We start from the raw sequence: 19,436 nt of genomic DNA on the forward strand, positions 1-19,436 counted from the left end.
CGCGCGGGAGCCGACGCACCTCGAACCGCATGGCCCGGTCCGGCAGCCCAACGGTGTCTCGATGAGTCGGAGTCAGGCCCGGGGCCGCACCATGGCCGCCCCCGATCTGATGCCGCTCGATCGCTGCACCGTGTTCATCGCGCTGACTCGGCCGCAGATGTTCGCGGGCGTCACCTACAGCCTGTTCATCGTCAACGCGATCCTCGCAGCCGAGCTGTTTCTGCTCACGCGGAGCGTGTTGACGATTGCTGTGGCGGTTGCACTGCATCTTGCCGGAGCGGTGCTGTCCCTCCGCGAGCCGCGGTTCCTCGACTTGTGGATCATCCGCTTGGCGCGCACGCCGCGTCTCGCCAACCATGGGCTGTGGGGATGCAACTCGTACCGCCCCTGACGGGCGATCCCCGCGTCGTCGCGAAAGACGTCTCGGCGGGCCGCCATCTTCCCTATGCCCGCCATGTCGACGAGGGCACGCTGCAAACGCGGGACGGGCTGCTGATGCAGACCATTCGGCTGGGCGGACTGATGTTCGAGACGGCGGATACTGCCGAGCTGAACTATCGTGCCGCCCTTCGCGCCGCGATGCTGCACGCCCTGGGGTCATCGCGCTTCGCACTGTGGCATCATGTCGTGCGCCGCAGCGCCCATGTCGCTCTGGACGCGACGTTCGGCGATGCCTTTTCGCGACGCCTCGACGCGCGCTGGCGCGAAAAGTTGGCGACGCGCCAGATGTACGTCAACGACCTGTTCCTGACCGTCGTCCGTCGCCCGGCGGCCGGCCGATCCGGATTGGCGGGTCGGTTCGGTGCGCTCTGGCCGCGATCGTCGGTCGAGCGTGCCGCCGCACTCGCAGCGGAGGTGCGGGCGCTCGACGGCGCGGTGCAGGCGCTGATCGCGGCGCTCGGCGCTTATGCCCCGCAACGGCTGGAGATCGTGGAGGCCGCAGGAGTCTGGCGGTCCGAACCGTTGGAATTTCTCGCCTGCCTGTACAACGGCACGATGCGGCCGATGGAACTGCCGCAGGGCGACCTGGGCGAGCATCTGCCTTGGCGCCGCGTCAGTTTCGGCGAGAGCAGCTTTGAATTGGCGCCGGCCGGGCACGAACCGCGCACGTTCGGCGCGATCGTGTCGATCAAGGATTATCCCGCGCAGACCATGCCCGGGATGTTCGACGCGCTCTACCGCATGCCGTTCGACATGGTCGCCAGCCAGTCGTTCGCGTTTGTGGAGCGCGCGGCGGCACTCGGCCGGATGAACCTTGCGTTGCGCCGCATGCGCTCGGCCGAGGACGAAGCCGTTAGTCTCCGGCACGAACTGGCCGGAGCAAAGGACGAGGTGGCCGCCGGGCGCGCGATGTTCGGCGAGCACCACACCACGCTCACGCTGTATGGCGCGACCCCCGCCCATGTGGACGAAGCGGTGGCGGAAGTCAGCGCGATGCTAGCGGATCTCGGCATTGTCGGCGTGCGCGAAGAGATCGCGCAGGAAGCAGCTTTCTGGTCGCAATTCCCCGGCAATTTTCGATACATCGCACGCCGTGCGCTGATTTCTACCGCCAATTTCGCCGGGCTTGCCTCGCTACACAATTTCCCGGTTGGCCGCGCGCGCGGCAATCATTGGGGGGAAGCGGTGACCTTGCTCGAAACCACTGCCGCCGGTCCGTATTTCTTCAACTTCCATCGCTTTGACCTGGGCAATTTCACAATCATCGGGCCTTCCGGCTCGGGCAAGACGGTGGTGCTGAACTTTCTCCTGGCGCAAGCCCGCAAGTTCGCGCCGCGCATCGTATTCTTTGACAAGGATCGCGGCGCCGAATTGTTCATTCGGGCGATCGGCGGCCAATATGACCGGCTGCGACCGGGGGTTCCCGCCGGGCTCAACCCGCTGCTGATGGAGGATACGCCCCCCAATCGCAGCTTTCTGATGGAATGGCTTTCGATGTTGGCCGGCGGGGTCAGCGTCGAGGAGAGCGACATCCTCCGCGATGCACTCGATGCCAACTTTGCCGCGCCGCGCGCGCATCGGCGCCTGTCGGATCTGGTCGCGTTGTTTCGCGGCTATGAGCGCCCGCATGCGGGTGACCTCGCGTCGCGGATGCGGCCCTGGGTGGGAGAAGGCGAGCGCGCGTGGCTGTTCGACAATGCGGACGATCTGACCGATCTGAACGCGCGCAGCGTCGGCTTCGACATGACGGCCGTGCTGGACGATCCGGGGCTGCGCACGCCGGCGCTATTCTACTTCTTCCATCGCGTGGAGGAACGGTTGGACGGCACTCCCGCGATCATCGTCATCGACGAAGGATGGAAGGCTCTGGACGATCCGGTCTTCGTCCGGCGGATCAAGGACTGGGAAAAGACCATCCGCAAAAAGAACGGAATTGTCGGTTTTGCGACGCAGAGCGCTTCCGACGCACTGGAAAGCAAGATTGCCAGCGCCATCATCGAACAAGCCGCGACGCAGATCTTCATGATCAATCCCAAGGCGCGCGCCGAGGATTATGTCGATGGCTTTGGCCTTTCGCCGCACGAATTCGACCTGATCCGCACGCTACCGCAATCTTCCCACTGCTTTCTGATCAAGCACGGGCTCGACAGCGTCATCGCGCGGCTCAATCTGACGGGTGAAACCGAAATACTGACGGTGCTGTCGGGGCGCGAGACGACGCTGCGGCGCTACGACGCGCTGGTCGCCGAGACCGGGCTGGAACCGCATGACTGGATCGCGACTCTGGCGGAGACGGCGACATGAGCTGTCCGGCACTGCACACCGGCACGCATTTTCTGGGGACCGCCCTCACCCTGCTCGACTGTCAGGCGCGTGGAATAGGTGCCTACGGCTATGGCGCGCTGGCCGATCCGAGCTCGATGGTGGCGGTCGCATCGGGCGGGATGCTGACGCTCTTCGTCGCGCTGTTCGGTGTGCGGCTGATGCTGGGCGAACCTCTCGACGGCCGCGATGCGGTGGGCGCAGTATTGCGCATCGCCATCGTCCTGACGCTCGCGACCTCCTGGCCGGCTTGGCGGGTGATCGGACAGGATCTGGTGCTCGACGCCCCGACGGACATCGCGAACGTCATCGCCCGGGGGGCGGGGCTGGACCCGACCAGCGGCGGGACGATGGGCGCCCGCTTGCAGGCGGTGGACGATGGCATCGTGGCAATGACGATGCTCAGTGCGAAAGGTGCCTCGGGTGCCTATGCCGGGCAGAATGCCGGGCCGTATGGCGATCCGATCGGCTCCATCGCCCTGATGGACAAGATGGGCCTGGCGCTGGGACGGATCGCATTTCTGGCCGGCACGATCGCTCCCTATGCGGTGACCCGGATCGGCGCCGGGCTATTGCTGGCGCTGGCACCCGCGATCGCCGGCCTATTGCTGTTCGGCGAGACGGCTGCGCTGTTTGCGGGCTGGCTGCGTGGGCTGGCCTTTGTCCTGCTGGCGGGAATGTTCTTTGCCCTGAGCAGTCGGGTGGAGCTGGCGCTGATCGAGCCGTGGCTGCGTGAGGCGGTAAGCTTGCGGGTGGCCGGAGCGATCACGCCGTCCTTTGCCACGGAACTGGTCGTGCTCGCGCTGGCCGGCGGCTCGCTGCAGGCCGGGTTGCTGATGCTGGCCGCGCGCGTCGCGTTTCTGCCCGGCGTCGCGGCGAGTCGCGCGGCGACGGCAGTGCGCGCGGTGCCGCCGACCGCACAGCCTGCAATGGCGGCCAGCCTGGTGCCAAGGCCTGACCTCGGCGTGAGGGGCACCCCGCCGCTCGCCAGCCCGGGTCGGGCCAGCGTGATCGCGGATGCGCTGGCGGTTCGCCTGCACCGCGAAGGCGCATCGGCTTCGGCGCCGCTGTCGACGCCCACCGCCGGGCCAGTAGAGCGGCTTCCCCGGCCAACGACCAGCGCCCCGGCGCCGCTCTCGCAACGAGAACCGCTCGGTAGCAGCTATCGCCGTCAGGGTACGCCCGTTTCATCCCTGCACGCGCGCCGGGATAGCCGGTCATGACCGCATCACGCGATCCCGTGGTTCAAAACTGGCTGGACCGAGCCGATGATTGGCAGCGCGATCGCGAAGCCGGTCAGCGTCGTGCGCTGGCCATCGGATATGGCCTTGCCGGCGTGATGACACTGGTGGCGCTGTGCGAGGCGTTCGCGCTGGCGGCGCTCAGCCCGTTGAAGACGGCAGTCCCATATACCCTCCTGGTCGACCGCCAGACCGGCTATGTCGAAACGCTCAAGCCCCTCGACCAACGCACGATCGCGCCGGACGCGGCGCTCACCCGATCGATGATCGCGCAATATGTCCTGGCGCGCGAGGGCTTCGACATCAGCACCGTGCAGTCGGATTACCGCAAGGTGGTGCTGTGGTCCTCGGGCGAGGCGCGGGACCGCTATGTTGCCGGAATGCAGCCGAGCAATCCCGCCAGCCCGCTTGCGCGATACCCACGCCGGGCGCTGGTCGAAGTCGAGATCCGCGGATTGTCTTCGCTCGCGCCCAACGTGATGCTCGTCCGCTACGCAACCCGGCGCACCGATCTCGCCACCAATGAACCACCGCAAATGTGGCAGGCGGTGGTGTCGTTCCGCTTTTCCAACGAGGCGATGAGCGCGGCGGACCGGTTGCTCAATCCGCTGGGCTTCCAGGTCATTCGCTATCGTCGTGATGCCGAGACGATCGCGGACCCGGTACGCCCCGCGGCAACAGGCGCTACCGCACCATGAGGGCGCTGGCGGCCTTGGCAGCGCTGGCGTTGGCAGGGTGCGCGTCGGGGCGCGGCATCAGCGTGGCACCTGCCGTCGCACCCGTGCCCGTAGCCGCAATCGGCCATGTCTACCGCTTGTCGGGCGATCGCCTCCTATGGCCGGTCGCGATGCAGGATGACGGCGCGCGGACGTTCATCACCTGGGCCAGCGATCAGCCGCTCCCGGCGGTCTTCGCGCTCAACGACCTCGGGCATGAAGAAATGGTCGATGGCTATATGCGTGGCGGTGTTTTCGTGATCGACCGACTCTACGGCGCATTCATATTCCGAATCGATCGGGCGGAAGCCGCGGCGCGGCGGATGTCCGATGCCGGTGCTCCGCGATGACCGTGCCGAGCAACGATTCTGCGTCGAACAGCCTGCGCCCGCTCGTCGCCGGCGCGGCGGGCAGGCGCTCGCTATGGATGGGCATCGCAGTGCTCGGCCTTGTGGGCGCCGGCCTCTTCGCGATGCTCGAAAGCCGCCGCAATGCGCAGCAGGAGCCGGCGCTCGGCGCGAGGTTGGGCGCAGTGGAGGGCGCGTCGTCGACGGCGAGGAGCGATTTCCCGCCACTGACGCTGCCACAGGCCGATCCAGAACCGCCCATGCCGCAGCCGATATCGGTTGGTCCGGCCGCGGCTGCCTTCACCGCGCCGGCATTGCCCCCCGCTCCCCATCCTGTGCCGGCGGCGGTTCCCCCCGCCGCCTATGTCATGCCTGTCCCTGCTCCGGCCGTGGGCATGGGCAAACAGGCCGGTGTCTATGATGGTGCGCGCCAACACGTCGATGTGCCGGGCACCGGCAATGCGAATGCCGATCGCGTGCTGGCAGTCCCGTTCGCCAACCCTTCCAGCACCGTCCCCAAGGGGGCGGTTATCCAGGCGGTGCTGGAAAGCGCGCTCGATTCCACCCGTGTCGGCATGGTCCGCGCGATCGTTTCGCGCGACGTCCACGGCTTCGACGGCACGCACGTGGTGGTTCCGCGCGGGAGCCGGCTCATCGGCGAGTACAAGACTGATCAGGCAGCGGGCCAGGCGCGCGCGCTCATCCAGTGGCAGCGATTGATGCGCCCCGATGGTGCGACAATCGCGCTCGAATCCCCGGCCGCCGACCCGCTGGGCCGTGCAGGCGTGGCTGGCAAGGTGCACAGCCACTTCTGGGCGCGCCTTGGAGGGGCGCTGCTGCAATCTACGATCAATGTCGGCAATCAGGTCGCCGTCAACGATTTGTCGAAGACGGGGGTCTATGTGCTGCCGGGAGTAGGCAGCTACCCCGCTACCGCCGGGGCGGCCGCAAGCGGTGGTGCCCTGATTCCGCAGATCACCACCACGGTACCCCAGCCCAGTCTGACCGTGCCAGCAGGTACCAGCGTTTCGGTGTTCGTCGCGCGCGATCTCGATTTTTCGGAGGTCGGGCCGTGACGGCGCTGGTATCCACCTGGTTGCACAGCGGACTGGCCCCCCTCGCACCGTTTCTGGCACGCACCGACGTCACCGACATCTGGATCAACATGCCCGGTGAAATCTGGGTCGAGGCGTTGGGGCAGCAGCCTTGCCGCCACGTCTTGCCCGAGCTCACCGATGCGCATCTGTTGCGACTGGTACGGCAGGTCGCCGCCCATTCGGCGCAGGCCATCAGCCGGCGCCATCCGATCCTGTCGGCCAGTCTGCCGGGAGGCGAGCGGGTGCAGGTGGTGATGCCGCCGGCGACGCGCGGTGCGATCGCCATCGCCATCCGCAAGCCGTCCGTGGCCAGCCTCGATCTGGCGGCGTACGTGGTACCGAGCGACGATGCGGGTGCCGCCACGCCGCCGGTCGAGGGCGATGACGTCGTCGCGCTATTGCGAGGCGCGGTAAGGGCTCGGCGCAACATCCTGATCTCGGGCGGCACGTCGACGGGAAAGACCACGTTTCTCAACGCGCTGATCGCAGAAATCGCACAGCACGAACGGCTGGTGCTGATCGAGGATACGCCCGAAATCAACGTCGCACAGCCGAACCATGTCGGTCTTCTGGCGGTGCGCGGGGGACAGGGCGAGGCGGAGGTCACGGCCGAGGATTTGCTGATCGCCAGTCTGCGGCTGCGACCCGATCGCATCATTCTGGGGGAGATCAGGGGAGCGGAGGCGGCCACTTTCCTGCGTGCGATCAACACGGGACACCCCGGATCGCTATCGACAATTCACGCCGATTCCCCGCTCCGCGCGATCGACCAGCTCGCGCTGCTCGTGCTGCAAACCGGTATCCGGATGACATTCGAGGATGTGGTGACCTATGTCCGCCGTTCGATCGACATCATCGTTCAGCTGGAGCGCAGCGGCGGGCAGCGGCGGATCCGCCAGACCCTGACGCTGAAGCGGTTCTCCGACTGATTTGTTCGTGGCTGCCACCGCCGCTACCGACAGCTACGACACCGAGGTTGGTCGATCGCGCAGAACGCCCCGGCCGCGCGTACGTCTTTCCATCCTTCCTCGCTCCGATCGATCGGGCAATGGACAGGCCCGCGGGATCGTTGAGCGAGGGAGAGGATCTCCGCGAATGCTTAGCGGGCGATCCCGCGGACTGGCTGCGCAGCAGCGTGGCCTTCGTCCTCCCCCCTCCCCCGCGCATGCGCCGCCGGCGCTGCCCCCTTCGGATCCAACCCCGCCGGACCGGGACTCGCCCAAGCCGGCGTTGCTCCGCGCGCATACCAGGACGCACCGCGTGCGCGTACATCATCCAGCCTCCACCGATAGAACAACTGTACTACCTTCATTAATAGGCACGACAAATTTTCGATAAATTCTTGTTACGGCATCGTGTTATTTGTTAATATCTAACAACGCTGTCGGACTTTCATCGTGGCATCAATTATGAAAAACCCAGAATGCCGCGCTGATTCCGCTGGCTACCGGCTATAAATCAACAACTTAACACGGCAACAAGGATAGGTACGCAGGTGCAGTACAAATTATCGGCAGAATTTTTCGGGACGTTCTGGCTCGTTTTCGGCGGGTGCGGTTCGGCGGTGCTGGCTGCGGCATTTCCCGCACTGGGAATCGGCTTTGCCGGCGTCGCACTGGCGTTCGGCTTGACCGTGATGACCATGGCCTATGCCGTCGGCGGAATCTCGGGCGGCCATTTCAACCCCGCCGTCTCGCTCGGCCTTGCCGTCGCAGGCCGGTTCGATTGGCGCGACCTGCTGCCCTATTGGATCGCACAGGTGCTGGGCTCAGTGGTCGCCGCAGGCGCACTCTACGTCATTGCCACCGGCCAGCCAGGCTTCAGCGTCGGCGGCTTTGCTTCGAACGGGTTTGGCGACTTGTCGCCGGGGCATTATTCCCTTCTGGCAGCCGCATTGATCGAAGTGATCCTCACGGCCGGCTTTCTGGTGGTCATCCTGGGTTCCACCGCGCGCCTGGTTCCCGCCGGCTTTGCCCCGATCGCCATCGGCCTTGCCCTGACGCTGATCCACCTGATCTCGATCCCCGTTACCAACACCTCCGTCAATCCGGCTCGGTCGTCCGGCGTCGCGCTGATCGCGCAAACCGGTGCGCTCAGCCAATTGTGGCTGTTCTGGGTCGCGCCATTGGCGGGCGCTGTGATCGGCGCGCTGATCTGGCGGTACCTGCTGGCGGGGTCGACGGAAAGCACGTCGAACGGCTGATTGCTCCCGGCAATCGCGAGGCTGGTTTCGCCTTATCGGATCAGACCTGCCTTCCCACGCACATATCCCTGGTGCCGCCCCGCGCGTGCGCCAGGGGAATGTGGATGGCGCACGCCTCGGCGGGCAGTGCCTTCGCTTCCGCTGACCACGCTGTGCGCGGCCGTGCTGACGTCGACCCGGCAGCCTATCGCCGGCGCGTGCAGACGCCGCGCGCGACAGATCGTCGGCGCCCCGAACCGTATGGGCTTTACGAGCCGCCCCACAGAGTCAAAGATCAGGCGGCGACGGCGTCTTAGTACGGTCGACGTTGCAGGGATCGAGTACCTGCGCACCTTAGGATCGTGTCGCTGCCGGCAGGCACCGGACCGTCAGCCCGCTCCGCACTTCCATGCCCGTGGCATCCCGCAGCGCCACCCGGACGCGCGCCAAGCACAACAGCGCCCCCTTGTCGCGAGAGCTCCGTAAAAACCCCTAAGCCGGCAAACATGCATCTCCGCGCGTACCCGTACGTTCAGCGTTCGTATACGAAATCACGCCGCGCGGGTTCATGAGCATCGACCATCCCTCCATCGACCTTCCCCAGCTCCGTCACATCATCTCCGGCCTGCGCGAAGGCGTGATCCTGGTCGACACCGACCAGAAGATCCGCTGGGCGAACGACGCGGCGCTGCGGATGCACGGGGTGGAGGCCGTTGGCGACCTGGGCGCCGACGTCGACGCCTATCGCGAGCGCTTCCAGCTGCGCTACCGCAACAACCACCGGCTCGATCGCGGCGACTATCCGCTCGACCGGGTGCTGGCGGGCGAGAGCTTCGACGAGGTGGTGGTCGAGGTCGTCCCCGCCGGCGACGAGGATGCGCGCTGGATCCACGAAGTGCGCAGCCTGGTGATCGGCGATGCCGAGGGCCGACCGGACCTGCTGGTTCTCGTCCTCCAGGACGTCTCGCAGCGCTTCGAGGCCGAGCAGCGCTTCGAGCGGACCTTCAACGTCAACCCCGCCCCCGCTGTGATCCTCCGCCTGTCCGACCAGCGCTATGTGAAGGTCAACCAGGGGTTTCTCGATCTCACTGGCTATGCCCGCGACGAGGTGCTGGGCCGCTCGCTCTACGACATCGACGTGCTGAAGGACGCCGCCGACCTCGACACGGCCAAGGAGCGCATCCGCGAGGGCCGCACCGTGCCGCAGATGCAGGCGGACCTCGAACTCCCCGATGGCGGCCGCAAGCTGGTGATCGTCGCCGGCCAGCCGGTCGAGCTCGACGAGGAGGCCTGCATGCTCTTCTCCTTCGCCGACCTGGAGCCGCGCCGCCAGGCCGAGAACGAGCTGCGCCACAGCGAGGAGCGCTTCGTCACCACCTTCCGCCTGGCGCCGGTGGCGATGGCGATCACCACCCGCGACGACTGCACGCTGTGCGACACCAACGACGCCTTCCACCAGCTGAGCGGCTGGTCGAGCGACGAGGCGATGGGCCAGCGCATGGCGGCACTCCGCCTGTTCGAGGACGGCAGCTTCCTCAAGAACGCCTGCGCCGCGCTGGACGAACGCCGCGACTTCCGCAGCATGGATGCGCGCATCCGCACCAAGGAAGGCGCGATCACCGATTGCCTGGTCTCCGCCGCCGCCATCCCCTTGCGCCGCGACACCTGCATCCTGTGGGTGGTGCAGGATATCCATGCCCGCCGCCACAACGAGCTGGAGCTGATCGGCGCGATCGAGGCGGTGATGCAGGATACCAACTGGTTCAGCCGCTCGGTGGTCGAGAAGCTCGCCAATCTGCGCAACCCGCACGGGTCCGCGCGGCCGGTCGAGACCAGCGAACTCACCCGGCGCGAGAAGGAAGTGCTCAGCCTGCTGTGCGAGGGCGGCGACGACGCCACCATCGCCCGCGAGATGGGCGTCTCGCGCAACACGCTGCGCAACCATGTCGCCCGGGTCTATGCCAAGATCGGGGTCAATCGCCGTGCCCAGGCGATCCTGTGGGCGCGCGAGCGCGGCTACCCGCTTCAGCGCCCGATAAAATGACGCGATCTGATCCGGAAGCACCACACGAATTGGTACTTCCGCATCTCTTTCTGCCCCCTCTCATCCGCCATTTCTTCACCATGGACGCGGGGCCTTCCCCGCGCCCCGATCAGGAGGACGAACCTATGAACGAGAACCGTATCAAGGGTGAAGCCCATGCGCTGAAGGGCTCGATCAAGGAAGCCATCGGCAAGATCACCAGCGACCGCCGGATTCAGGCCGAGGGCGCTGCCGAAAAGCTGGCGGGCAAGGCCCAGGCCGGCGCCGGCGGGATCGCGGACACGGTGAAGAAGACGGTGGCGGGCAAGTGACCGACGCCTTCCCCCCAAGAGCAGGAGATGCCGCAATGGCAACCGCTATCTACGATACCCGCCTGGCCGTACGTCCGGTCCCTCGCGTCAGCTGGTCCGCGATCTTCGCGGGCGCGGTGATCGCCCTCGCCGTCGAGCTGATGCTCGCGCTGCTGGGCGCCGCGATCGGCTTTTCGACGATCGATCCCGCCCAGAATAGCGGCCCCAGCGCCGGCGGCCTGGGGCTGGGTGCGCTCGCCTGGTGGACGATCAGCAGCGTGATCGCGCTAGGCCTGGGATCCTACGGCGCGGCCCGCGTCGCCAAGCTCCGCCGCCCGTTCGACGGTGCCGCGCACGGCCTCGCCATCTGGGCGCTGACGCTGCTGCTCACCTTCTACCTGCTCACCTCGGCGATCGGCGGGCTGGTCGGCAGCGCCTTCCGCACCGTCGGGACCGTGGCCTCGACCACCGTCGCGGGTGCCGGCGCAGTGACGCCCACGCTCGCCAAGGCGGCCGGCGTCGATGAAAGCGCGGTGGACGCGCAGGTCGCTGCCCTGCTCGATACCACGCCGAGCAACCCCAAGGACATGACGCCCGAACAGGCCCGCAAGGCGATGATCGCCGAGCTGCCGGCCATGGCCAAGGGCGGCGCCGAGGGCCAGGCCGCCGAGCAGCGGATCGCCCAGATCATCGCGGTGCAGAACAGCGTGAGCGAGCAGGAAGCGATGGCCCGCGTCGAAAAGGCCCGCCGCCAGTTCGTCGCCACCAAGAACGATGCGCTGCAGACCGCGAAGAATGCGGGCAGCGCCGGCGCCAGCGTCGCCGCCGGCAGTGCCTTCGCGCTGTTCCTGGTGATGCTGCTGGGTGCGGGCGCCGCGATCGGGGGCGGGATCGTCGCCGCCCGCCGCTCCACCGAAACCGAAATCTGACGTCTAGCAACCAAGGAGAAGAAGCATGGATACCCATCGTATCGCAGGTGCCGTGAAGGAAGTCGTCGGCGGCGCCGAACAAGGTCTCGGCAAGGTCACCGGCGACCGCGAGACCGAGGCGCGCGGCGCCGCCCGCAAGGTAGAAGGCGGGCTTGAGCGCCGCTTCGGCGAAACGCTCGACCAGGTACGCAGCGCGGTGCGCGATCACCCGCTGCTCGCCCTGGCCGCCGCCGGCTCGGTGGCACTGCTCGCCGGGGCCGCGCTGATCGGCCGCCGCGACTGAATCGACCCGCATCACCGAAAGGAAGTTCGCATGATCCGCAAGACCATCCCCCTCGTCGCCGCGCTCGGCCTGCTCACCCTCGGTGCCTGCAACACCGTGAACGGCGCCGGCAAGGACATCCGCTCGGCCGGCTCGGCCATCTCGGATGCCTCGGGCCAGAGCCACAAGAAGTAACCGATCCGGCATCGCGGGCAGCACCGCCCGCGATGCCTCCCCTGGAGTTGCCGTCCGTGAACGATCCCGAACCCGACTATCTACTCAAGCGTCTTGCTCAGTCCCGCCGGGCCGCAGCCCGTGCAGCGGAGAGCAGCGCCCGCACCGCCCACCTCGCCATGGCCGACCATTATGCGGCCCAGCTCCGAGCCGCCGGGCATCCGGTGCCGGCCGACTTGGCCGGCGAGACACCGAGCTTCTCCTGATCTCGATCAGCGTGCTGGTGCCCGATCGCCATGTCCCCCCCCCCCGGTGCTGCGCGCCTTGATCGATCAGCTCCGCTGGCAGGTGGCTCGGCTCGGATGTAGGTGCAGCTGCCGTCGACTCTAAACTCTACACGCGTCTTTCGCAGATACAGGCCGCACCTCCAGCCCGAGCAACCGATCGAGCGACCAGGCCCCCGGCCCGGCGGCGATCAGCGGGAGCAGCAGCCCGGCCCAGCTGAGATGCGTCGGCCAGGCATCGGGGTAGACGAATACTTCGATCACGGTCGTCATGCCGAGCAGCGCCAGCGCGGCGGGCCGGGTGAAGAAGCCGAGCACGAGCAGGATCGGGAAGAAATGCTCGGAATAGGTCGCGAGATGCGCGGCGAGCACCGGCGGCGCGAAGGGCAGCGCATAATCGGTGCGGAACAGCTCATAGGTGGAGTCGGTGATCGTCAGCCAGCCCTCCACCTTGGTGCGGCCCGACAGGAAGAAGATCGCCGCGATGCCCAGGCGTGCTACGAGCAGCAAGAGCGAGGGCTGCAGGATCTGCGCGGCGAGTCTGCCGGCGCGCGTATAGAGAGATACGAAAGATCGCATGGCGGACTCCAGGCGTCGGAGGATGCCCGGCCACGCGCGGCCGGGCAGAGGCGTTATGCCTTGGGGGTCAGCGAACCATTGCCCTTGGGAGTCTTGATCGCGGTGCAGGTACCCGCCTTGACCAGCTTCCAGGCGTTGCCCTGATAGTTCTTGGTCGACGTGCCTGCACAGCTGGTGCCGGCACCTGCCTTGCAGTCATTCTTGCCGGCGAGCGCGACGCCGTAGCATTTCTCCATCTTGGGCTGCTGAGCATGGGCAGCGGTGGCGGCAATGCCGAGGGCGAGGGTCGCGGCGAGCGCGGCGGACGTCTTGATCATGGGACTACTCCGTTGAGAGGAGCCTCTCGCGCGCGACCCGCAGGGGGGCGCGGCCGCCGCGCGGTGACCCCGGGGAACGCGGAGGCTGCGGGTCACCTTTCGCCGTACGCGGAGCCCAGGACCGCGGTTACAAATCTGGTCCGGAAGGCCCGGCGATTTCTTTTCCGCACCGCTGCTGTAACCTGCCGCCGTTCGCCCACGTACGCCGGACCAGGAGTGGGAATGCGGCACAGCGAAGCAGAGCTACGAGCGTGGATGACGGCGGGACTGGACGGCGATGCCGCAGCACATGCGGCGTTGCTGCGCGCGCTCGTGCCGCTGCTGCGCGGCTTTTTTCGTCGGCGAATGCGGGGGGATGAGGATATCGAGGATCTGGTGCAGGAAACGCTGATTGCCATTCATACCAAGCGCGGCACCTATGATCGCGATCGTCCGTTCACCGCCTGGCTCTACGCCGTCGCCCGCTACCGGCTGATCGACCATCTCCGCCGACGCCGGGTGTCGGTGCCGATCGAGGAGGTCGAGGCGATCCTGGTGACCGAAGGCTTCGAGGACGCGGTGACGGCGCGTGTCGACGTCGAGCGGTTGCTTTCCAACCTGTCGGGCAAGCAGGCCCGCGCGATCCGCGACACACAGCTGGAAGGGTTGAGCATCGCCGAAGCGGCCGAAGGTGCGCGGATCGGCCAGTCCGACGTGAAGGTCTCGGTCCATCGCGGGCTGAAAGCCCTCGCCGCGCGGCTGCGGGGGCACGAATGATGGCGCCCGAACCCGATATCCACGGCACCGAGCGGCTGATCGCGGCGCTGTCCGCCGATGTGCAGCCCATCCCGCCCCGGTTCATCGGTCGTCGCATCGCGCTCGGTATCGCCGGCGGCGGGGTGGTGAGCATCGGGCTGGTCTTCGCCCTGTTCGGCATGCGCCCCGACTTCCCGCAGGCGATGTTCGGCTTCTCCTTCTGGATGAAATGGGCCTACACGCTGTCGCTCGGGCTGATCGCAGTCGCGGCGACGGTACGGCTGGCCAGGCCGACCGGCGGATCGCTGCGCGTGCTTTGGCCGCTTGCGCTGCCCGTCCTGCTGCTCGCGGCGCTCGCCATCGAGGAAATGTCGCGCACACCGATGCGCGACTGGCTGTCGATGTGGCTGGGCGGCAGCTGGAACCGCTGCCCGTGGCGCGTGCTGCTGCTCGCAGTGCCGATCTTCATCGGCCTGCTCTGGTCGTTCCGCAAGCTGGCGCCGACCAACCTGCGCGTGGCAGGCGCCGCCGCAGGGCTGGCGGCGGGCGCGTGGGCCGCCACCATCTACTGCCTGCACTGCGACGAGTTTGCCGCAGTGTTCGTGCTGACCTGGTACAGCCTCGGCATCCTGCTGGCGACGGGTCTGGGGGCGTTGCTGGGGCCGCGCGTGCTGCGATGGTGAGCGTGTAACCGGCCTTAGCGCCGGCCCGTAGAAGGAAGGCCGAACCGGCATCCATCCAGCCAAGGGAACCACTTCATGATCACGCTCCACACCGGCGCCAGCATCGCCGCCACCGCCGCCCTCGTCGCCCTTTCCGGCGCCAGCGTCGCCGCGTATGCGGCACCGGCCGGCAAGGTCGTCCACTGCTACGGCATCAACAGCTGCAAGGGCACGTCGGACTGCAAGTCGGGCACCCATGACTGCAAGGGCCAGAACGAGTGCAAGGGCCAGGGCTTCAAGGCAGTTTCCGCCAAGGCCTGCAAGGCGCAGGGCGGCAGCCTGACCGAAAAGAAGTGACGCGCCCGGCGGCCCGACCTCTCCGTCGGGCCGCCCCGTTTTGAAGGACGAGGGCATGACCCACCCGCATCGCTTCGGCCTGGGGCTCCGCAAGCCGCATTATGCCGATTTCCTGGAGACCGCAGCGCCGGTCCCGGTCGACTTCGTCGAAGTCATTTCCGAGAATTTCATGGTCCCCGGCGGCCGCCCGCGCGACGTTCTCCGCCGGGTGCGCGAACGCCATCCGGTGGCGCTCCACGGCGTGTCGATGTCGATCGGCTCGGCCGACGGCGTGGACCGTGACTACCTCATGCGCCTGCGCGCGCTCGTCGACGCGGTCGAGCCGCTGTTCGTCTCGGACCATCTCTGCTGGACGCGGTTCGGAGGCTTCCAGTCGCACGACCTGCTGCCCCTGCCCTATACCGAGGAAGCGCTGCGGACCGTGTGCGACAATGTCGATGCCGCGCAGACCACGCTCGGCCGCACGATGCTGATCGAGAATCCGTCGAGCTACGTCGCCTTCGAGGGCACCGAGATGACCGAGTGGGCGTTCCTCGACGCATTGTGCGCCCGCACCGGCTGCGAGCTGCTGCTCGACGTCAACAACATCTTCGTCAGCGCGACCAATCACGGGTTCGACGCGCATGCCTATCTGGCCGGCATTCCCGCCGCGCGCGTGCGGCAGATCCACCTTGCCGGGCATAGCCGCGGGGAGACGCTGCTGATCGACACCCATGACCGGCCGGTACCGGACCCCGTCTGGGCGCTCTACGCCGAAGCATTGGAGCGTATTGGGCCGGTCGCCACGATGATCGAGCGCGACGACGCCATTCCGCCGCTCGCCGAGCTGCTCGACGAACTCGATAACGCCCGCGCCATCGCCGCGCTGGAGATGGCGGCGTGATGCTGGCAACCCTCCAGGCCGATTTCGGCCGCTGGCTGCAGACCGAATGCCCGGACGCGGCGACGCGACTGGGCAGCGGTCCGGGTCTGGATGTCTATCTCAACAATTATCGCAGCCAGCTGGTCGCCGCGCTCGAGAGCAGCTTTCCGCAGCTGCAGCGCTGGCTGGGGGAGACCGCGTTCCTCGCCGCCGCCGCGCGGCATATCGAGACCGCCCCGCCCTCCGCCTGGACGCTCGACGCCTATGGCGAGGACTTTCCCGCCACCGTCGCGGCGCTCCATCCCGACGATCCGGAATGCGCCGAACTGGCGAGGATCGAATGGGCGCTGGCGGCCGCGTTCACCACGCCCGATATTGCCCCCCTCTCCGCGGCGTCGCTCGGCGCCGTGGAGTGGGAGATGGTGCGCTTCGCCTTCGTTCCCAACCTCGCCATGCTGCCCGTTACCACCAATGCCGCCGCCTTGTGGCAGGCCCTTGTTACCGAAACCGTTCCACCTGCCGCCCAGCGCCTGCCCGCGCCAGGGGCCGTGCTGCTCTGGCGCGACGGCTTCAACCCCAGCTTTCGCACGCTCGAGCAAGCCGAAGCGAAGGCGATCCTTCAGCTGGAAACGGGCATGCCGTTCGGCGCGCTCTGCGCGGCCCTGGCGGCCGAACACGGCGACACGAAGAGCGCCACGATCGTCGGCACCTGGCTGGGCAGCTGGCTGCGCGACGGTCTCATCGCTGCGATCCGCTGATCGCTCCCAGCACCTGGTGCGGCATCTCGGCCGCACGGCCTGCAGCGCAGGATGCACATGGCGGTACGTCACGGCGAAGCCCGCGCCTTCCTACCGCACCGTCGCGACAGACCATCGGGGGTGGGGAGACTCCGATGCGCCGCAATGCGGATACGCACTGGCGGGTCTCGCAGCGGACGCGCTGGTCGGCCTCGTCCTCATTGTACCCACGCCGCCGACGCCGATCGCGGGCTTTGTCGATCGCTTGACTTGACCGCCGAGACCTGCCCGCCGAACCCTACAACGCCGCACCCTTCTTCGCAGGAGTCTGGTGGGACGCAGGTGTTGCCTCCATCGTGCCAAGCCGTTATGCGCCGCACATTCGCAAGGACCCGGTGAAACTCCGGGTGGCTATTCCGGCCGCCTATCCGCCGGACAACAACACGCACCAATCCTGTCGGCGCTGCTTTGCGCCCTGTGCCCTGTTGTGGATATCCAATGACTTTCGATTTTACCGCGTACCGCCGCCAGTGGTTCACGGGCGGCATCGCCGCTCGCCGGGACGTGCTGGCCGGCATCGTTGTCGCCCTGGCGCTGATCCCCGAAGCGATCGGCTTTTCCATCATCGCCGGGGTCGACCCACGCGTGGGGCTCTACGCTTCCGTCGCGATCGCGATGACCATATCCCTCGTCGGGGGGCGTCCCGGCATGATCTCGGCCGCGACGGCGGCAGTCGCCGTCCTCGTCGGGCCGCTCGTGCGCGAACACGGAGTCGAATACCTCTTTGCGGCGACGATCCTGATGGGCGTGATCCAGATCGTCGCGGGCGTGCTGCGGCTCGATCTGGTCATGCAGTTCGTCTCGCGCTCGGTCATCACCGGCTTCGTCAACGCCCTCGCCATCCTGATCTTCCTCGCGCAGCTGCCCCAGCTGACCAATGTCGGCTGGCAGACCTATGTGATGGTCGCTGCCGGTCTCGCAATCCTCTACGGTTTCCCCCGCATCACCAAGGCGGTCCCCTCGCCGCTGGTCGCCATCCTCGTGCTGAGCGCGGTCAGCATCGCGTGTGCGCTGCCGGTCCATACGGTAGGCGACATGGGCAAGCTGCCGCAGGGCTTGCCTAGCTTCGCCCTGCCGCGCGTCCCGCTCACCCTGGAGACGCTGCGGATCATCCTGCCCTATGCGCTCACCATGGCGGCGGTGGGACTGCTGGAATCGCTGCTCACCGCGCAGATCGTGGACGACATGACCGATACGGACAGCGACAAGCGCCGGGAGTGCGCGGGTCAAGGCGGCGCGAACATCGTCGCGGCCCTGTTCGGCGGCATGGGCGGCTGCGCGATGATCGGCCAGTCCGTCATCAACGTCACGTCCGGGGGGCGTGGGCGCCTGTCCACCTTCGTCGCGGGCGCGTTCCTGATCTTCCTCCTCGCCGTGCTGGGTCCCTATGTCGGGCGTGTCCCCATGCCGGCGCTGGTGGCGGTGATGATCATGGTCTCCATCGGCACCTTCAGCTGGAATTCGATTCCGAACCTTCGCCGTCACCCGCCGACCTCCTCCGTCGTGATGCTGACCACGGTCGGGGTGGTGGTCGCGACGCACGATCTGTCGCTGGGCGTTCTTGCAGGCGCCCTGCTTTCCGGCATCTTCTTTGCGGGCAAGGTGCAGCGCATGTTCTCGGTGGAGCGGGAGCTTTCCACAGACGGGACGCGTGCCGTCTACCGGGTGTCGGGCGAAATCTTCTTCGCCTCGGTCAACCGCTTCACCCGCGCCTTCCAAGGGGAGGATCGCGCGGGCCAAGTGGTGATCGACGTGACGGCGGCCCATTTCTGGGACATCTCCGGCGTCGGCGCGCTCGACAAGATCGTCGCGCGGCTACGTCGCGATGGCCGCGACGTCGAAATGGTCGGCTATAACCGTGCCAGCGCGGACATCGTCGATCGCTTCGCGCTCCACGACAGAACCGGCGTCGAACTGGGACTTGCGCCGCATTAAGCGCCCAGGTGGCTCTCGACACGCTTCGGACGGGCTCCAAGGCACCACACGGGCGAGGTTCGAAGGGGCAGCCGCGTGCGCCGTCGCCAGCGGCCACCGCTTCGCCCGGCGGGCGTCCGGCGGTGCAAGGATGCCGAAAGCTGCAATCAACCCTCGCGTGTTCTCAGGCCCCCCAGCGCTCATCGCATCACCAGGCCGGGTCGGCTTTGTCCACGTCCCGGGCCACACGCCCGGCTCATCGCACACGGCGGAAATGAAAATTCCGGACGAAGGGCGTTCCGCCGGAGTCCGCCGCAGCAGCAGATTCTGTCATTTCCTTGCCGTCCGACGAGATCGCATAGACCCGTACCGAGCCGAGCATCTTGTTCTTCGAAAGGCTCATGACCAGCACATTGGGCGCGGGCTGGTTGATCGCGGCGCTATCTGCTTCCGACTGGTCGCCTTCGCCTGCCGACGCCGATCCGTCGCGTGCGTAGCGCACCGCCATGTGGCGGATGCTGCCATCCGGCGCGGTGATGTCTACGGTTGTCCGCCAATGGCCGTCGCCGGCATCCTCGAAGGTGTAGAGGACCCGGCGGGGCGGCGGGCCATAGTTGGCCGGCATCCGGCTGAGGTCTAGCTCCCAGGTTCCCAGGAAGGGGGACCGGCCGGCGGCGGAGTCCTCCTGCCCCGCGACGGCCGGCACGCCCGCCATCAGGAACAAGGCTGTCCCCGAACAGCGCAGGATGGAACGCAGGACTGCGGTTCGCATACGTCTTCTCCTTCTCCTTGCCCCGAGGGTGCGGCGGGGCTTCCGCGGCGACGAACGCGTCGCTTCGCGACACCGCTTGCGGCCATGCGGCCTCACGCTCCGGGGCGGTGCA

At 67.3% G+C, this 19,436-nt stretch carries 23 protein-coding genes and 1 other annotated feature; of the genes, 20 read left to right on the top strand and 3 right to left on the bottom strand.

The window, feature by feature from the left end; translation table 11 throughout:
• Nucleotides 1–91: 91 nt before the first annotated feature.
• The 14 genes from QZ814_RS00205 to QZ814_RS00270 all read left to right on the top strand — a co-directional run bounded on the left by QZ814_RS00205 (nt 92) and on the right by QZ814_RS00270 (nt 12,311).
• A complete protein-coding gene (locus QZ814_RS00205) occupies nt 92–391 on the top strand; it encodes a VirB3 family type IV secretion system protein (protein ID WP_294328991.1) in 300 nt (99 codons plus the stop codon).
• On the top strand, nt 370–2,745 hold the full coding sequence (locus QZ814_RS00210; RefSeq protein WP_294328992.1) for a VirB4 family type IV secretion/conjugal transfer ATPase: 2,376 nt from the start codon (nt 370–372) through the stop codon (nt 2,743–2,745). Before QZ814_RS00205 ends, QZ814_RS00210 begins: the two co-directional genes overlap by 22 nt.
• Entirely contained in the window at nt 2,742–3,986 is a 1,245-nt protein-coding gene (locus QZ814_RS00215) for a type IV secretion system protein (protein ID WP_294328993.1), read from the top strand. The genes QZ814_RS00210 and QZ814_RS00215 overlap by 4 nt, the downstream gene beginning before the upstream one ends.
• Nucleotides 3,983–4,702 (top strand): VirB8/TrbF family protein, encoded by a 720-nt coding sequence (locus QZ814_RS00220; RefSeq protein ID WP_294328994.1) that lies wholly within the window; start codon nt 3,983–3,985, stop codon nt 4,700–4,702. Before QZ814_RS00215 ends, QZ814_RS00220 begins: the two co-directional genes overlap by 4 nt.
• Before the next feature lie 14 nt (nt 4,703–4,716).
• Nucleotides 4,717–5,070, top strand: a complete 354-nt coding sequence (locus QZ814_RS00225) for a TrbG/VirB9 family P-type conjugative transfer protein (RefSeq protein ID WP_294328995.1) — start codon at nt 4,717–4,719, stop codon at nt 5,068–5,070.
• On the top strand, nt 5,067–6,143 hold the full coding sequence (locus QZ814_RS00230) for a TrbI/VirB10 family protein (protein ID WP_294328996.1): 1,077 nt from the start codon (nt 5,067–5,069) through the stop codon (nt 6,141–6,143). The genes QZ814_RS00225 and QZ814_RS00230 overlap by 4 nt, the downstream gene beginning before the upstream one ends.
• Entirely contained in the window at nt 6,140–7,093 is a 954-nt protein-coding gene (gene virB11 / locus QZ814_RS00235; RefSeq protein WP_294328997.1) for a P-type DNA transfer ATPase VirB11, read from the top strand. Before QZ814_RS00230 ends, virB11 begins: the two co-directional genes overlap by 4 nt.
• Before the next feature lie 566 nt (nt 7,094–7,659).
• Entirely contained in the window at nt 7,660–8,367 is a 708-nt protein-coding gene (gene aqpZ / locus QZ814_RS00240) for an aquaporin Z (protein ID WP_294328999.1), read from the top strand.
• 547 nt (nt 8,368–8,914) lie between these two features.
• Nucleotides 8,915–10,390, top strand: coding sequence for a PAS domain S-box protein (locus QZ814_RS00245; protein ID WP_294329000.1), 1,476 nt, complete (start codon nt 8,915–8,917; stop codon nt 10,388–10,390).
• A gap of 125 nt (nt 10,391–10,515) precedes the next feature.
• Complete coding sequence (locus tag QZ814_RS00250; RefSeq protein ID WP_294329002.1) at nt 10,516–10,701, top strand: CsbD family protein; 186 nt, start codon at nt 10,516–10,518, stop codon at nt 10,699–10,701.
• Nucleotides 10,702–10,736: 35 nt separating this feature from the next.
• Nucleotides 10,737–11,609: a hypothetical protein gene (locus tag QZ814_RS00255; protein ID WP_294329004.1), complete on the top strand. Its 873-nt coding sequence runs from the start codon at nt 10,737–10,739 to the stop codon at nt 11,607–11,609.
• Nucleotides 11,610–11,634: 25 nt separating this feature from the next.
• The gene (locus QZ814_RS00260; protein WP_294329005.1) at nt 11,635–11,892 is read left to right on the top strand and encodes a CsbD family protein; all 258 of its coding nucleotides are present in this window, start codon (nt 11,635–11,637) and stop codon (nt 11,890–11,892) included.
• A 30-nt stretch (nt 11,893–11,922) separates the two neighbouring features.
• Nucleotides 11,923–12,066 carry an entericidin A/B family lipoprotein gene (locus QZ814_RS00265; protein WP_294329006.1) on the top strand — a complete coding sequence of 48 codons (144 nt, stop codon included), beginning with the start codon at nt 11,923–11,925 and terminating at the stop codon, nt 12,064–12,066.
• A gap of 56 nt (nt 12,067–12,122) precedes the next feature.
• Complete coding sequence (locus QZ814_RS00270) at nt 12,123–12,311, top strand: hypothetical protein (RefSeq protein ID WP_294329008.1); 189 nt, start codon at nt 12,123–12,125, stop codon at nt 12,309–12,311.
• A gap of 120 nt (nt 12,312–12,431) precedes the next feature.
• Here QZ814_RS00270 and QZ814_RS00275 read toward each other — a convergent pair whose 3' ends face one another.
• Both QZ814_RS00275 and QZ814_RS00280 read right to left on the bottom strand, forming a co-directional pair.
• Nucleotides 12,432–12,908, bottom strand: a complete 477-nt coding sequence (locus tag QZ814_RS00275) for a DoxX family protein (protein ID WP_294329010.1) — start codon at nt 12,906–12,908, stop codon at nt 12,432–12,434.
• A 53-nt stretch (nt 12,909–12,961) separates the two neighbouring features.
• Complete coding sequence (locus QZ814_RS00280) at nt 12,962–13,225, bottom strand: DUF2282 domain-containing protein (RefSeq protein ID WP_294329012.1); 264 nt, start codon at nt 13,223–13,225, stop codon at nt 12,962–12,964.
• Nucleotides 13,226–13,447: 222 nt separating this feature from the next.
• Here QZ814_RS00280 and QZ814_RS00285 point away from each other — a divergent pair, with 222 nt between their 5' ends.
• The 6 genes from QZ814_RS00285 (at nt 13,448) to QZ814_RS00310 (ending at nt 18,573) form a co-directional block, all read left to right on the top strand.
• On the top strand, nt 13,448–13,981 hold the full coding sequence (locus QZ814_RS00285; protein WP_294329013.1) for a sigma-70 family RNA polymerase sigma factor: 534 nt from the start codon (nt 13,448–13,450) through the stop codon (nt 13,979–13,981).
• Nucleotides 13,978–14,643 (top strand): DUF1109 domain-containing protein, encoded by a 666-nt coding sequence (locus QZ814_RS00290; protein ID WP_294329015.1) that lies wholly within the window; start codon nt 13,978–13,980, stop codon nt 14,641–14,643. Before QZ814_RS00285 ends, QZ814_RS00290 begins: the two co-directional genes overlap by 4 nt.
• A gap of 75 nt (nt 14,644–14,718) precedes the next feature.
• Nucleotides 14,719–14,979: a hypothetical protein gene (locus QZ814_RS00295; protein ID WP_294329016.1), complete on the top strand. Its 261-nt coding sequence runs from the start codon at nt 14,719–14,721 to the stop codon at nt 14,977–14,979.
• Between the two features lie 55 nt (nt 14,980–15,034).
• Nucleotides 15,035–15,862, top strand: a complete 828-nt coding sequence (locus tag QZ814_RS00300) for a DUF692 domain-containing protein (protein ID WP_294329017.1) — start codon at nt 15,035–15,037, stop codon at nt 15,860–15,862.
• Nucleotides 15,862–16,599 (top strand): DNA-binding domain-containing protein, encoded by a 738-nt coding sequence (locus QZ814_RS00305; protein ID WP_294329163.1) that lies wholly within the window; start codon nt 15,862–15,864, stop codon nt 16,597–16,599. The genes QZ814_RS00300 and QZ814_RS00305 overlap by 1 nt, the downstream gene beginning before the upstream one ends.
• Nucleotides 16,600–16,963: 364 nt before the next feature.
• Nucleotides 16,964–17,019: a sequence feature (sul1 is cis-regulatory element that is thought to sense ions involved in sulfur or methionine metabolism; They are found in Alphaproteobacteria), on the top strand.
• A gap of 57 nt (nt 17,020–17,076) precedes the next feature.
• Nucleotides 17,077–18,573 carry a SulP family inorganic anion transporter gene (locus tag QZ814_RS00310; RefSeq protein ID WP_294329018.1) on the top strand — a complete coding sequence of 499 codons (1,497 nt, stop codon included), beginning with the start codon at nt 17,077–17,079 and terminating at the stop codon, nt 18,571–18,573.
• 235 nt (nt 18,574–18,808) lie between these two features.
• On the opposite strand, the gene QZ814_RS00315 is transcribed toward QZ814_RS00310, so the two are convergent.
• Nucleotides 18,809–19,324 (bottom strand): hypothetical protein, encoded by a 516-nt coding sequence (locus tag QZ814_RS00315; RefSeq protein ID WP_294329019.1) that lies wholly within the window; start codon nt 19,322–19,324, stop codon nt 18,809–18,811.
• Nucleotides 19,325–19,436: the final 112 nt, after the last annotated feature.

The sequence above is a fragment of the uncultured Sphingomonas sp. genome (assembly GCF_913777625.1).
Classification (GTDB): Bacteria; Pseudomonadota; Alphaproteobacteria; order Sphingomonadales; family Sphingomonadaceae; genus Sphingomonas.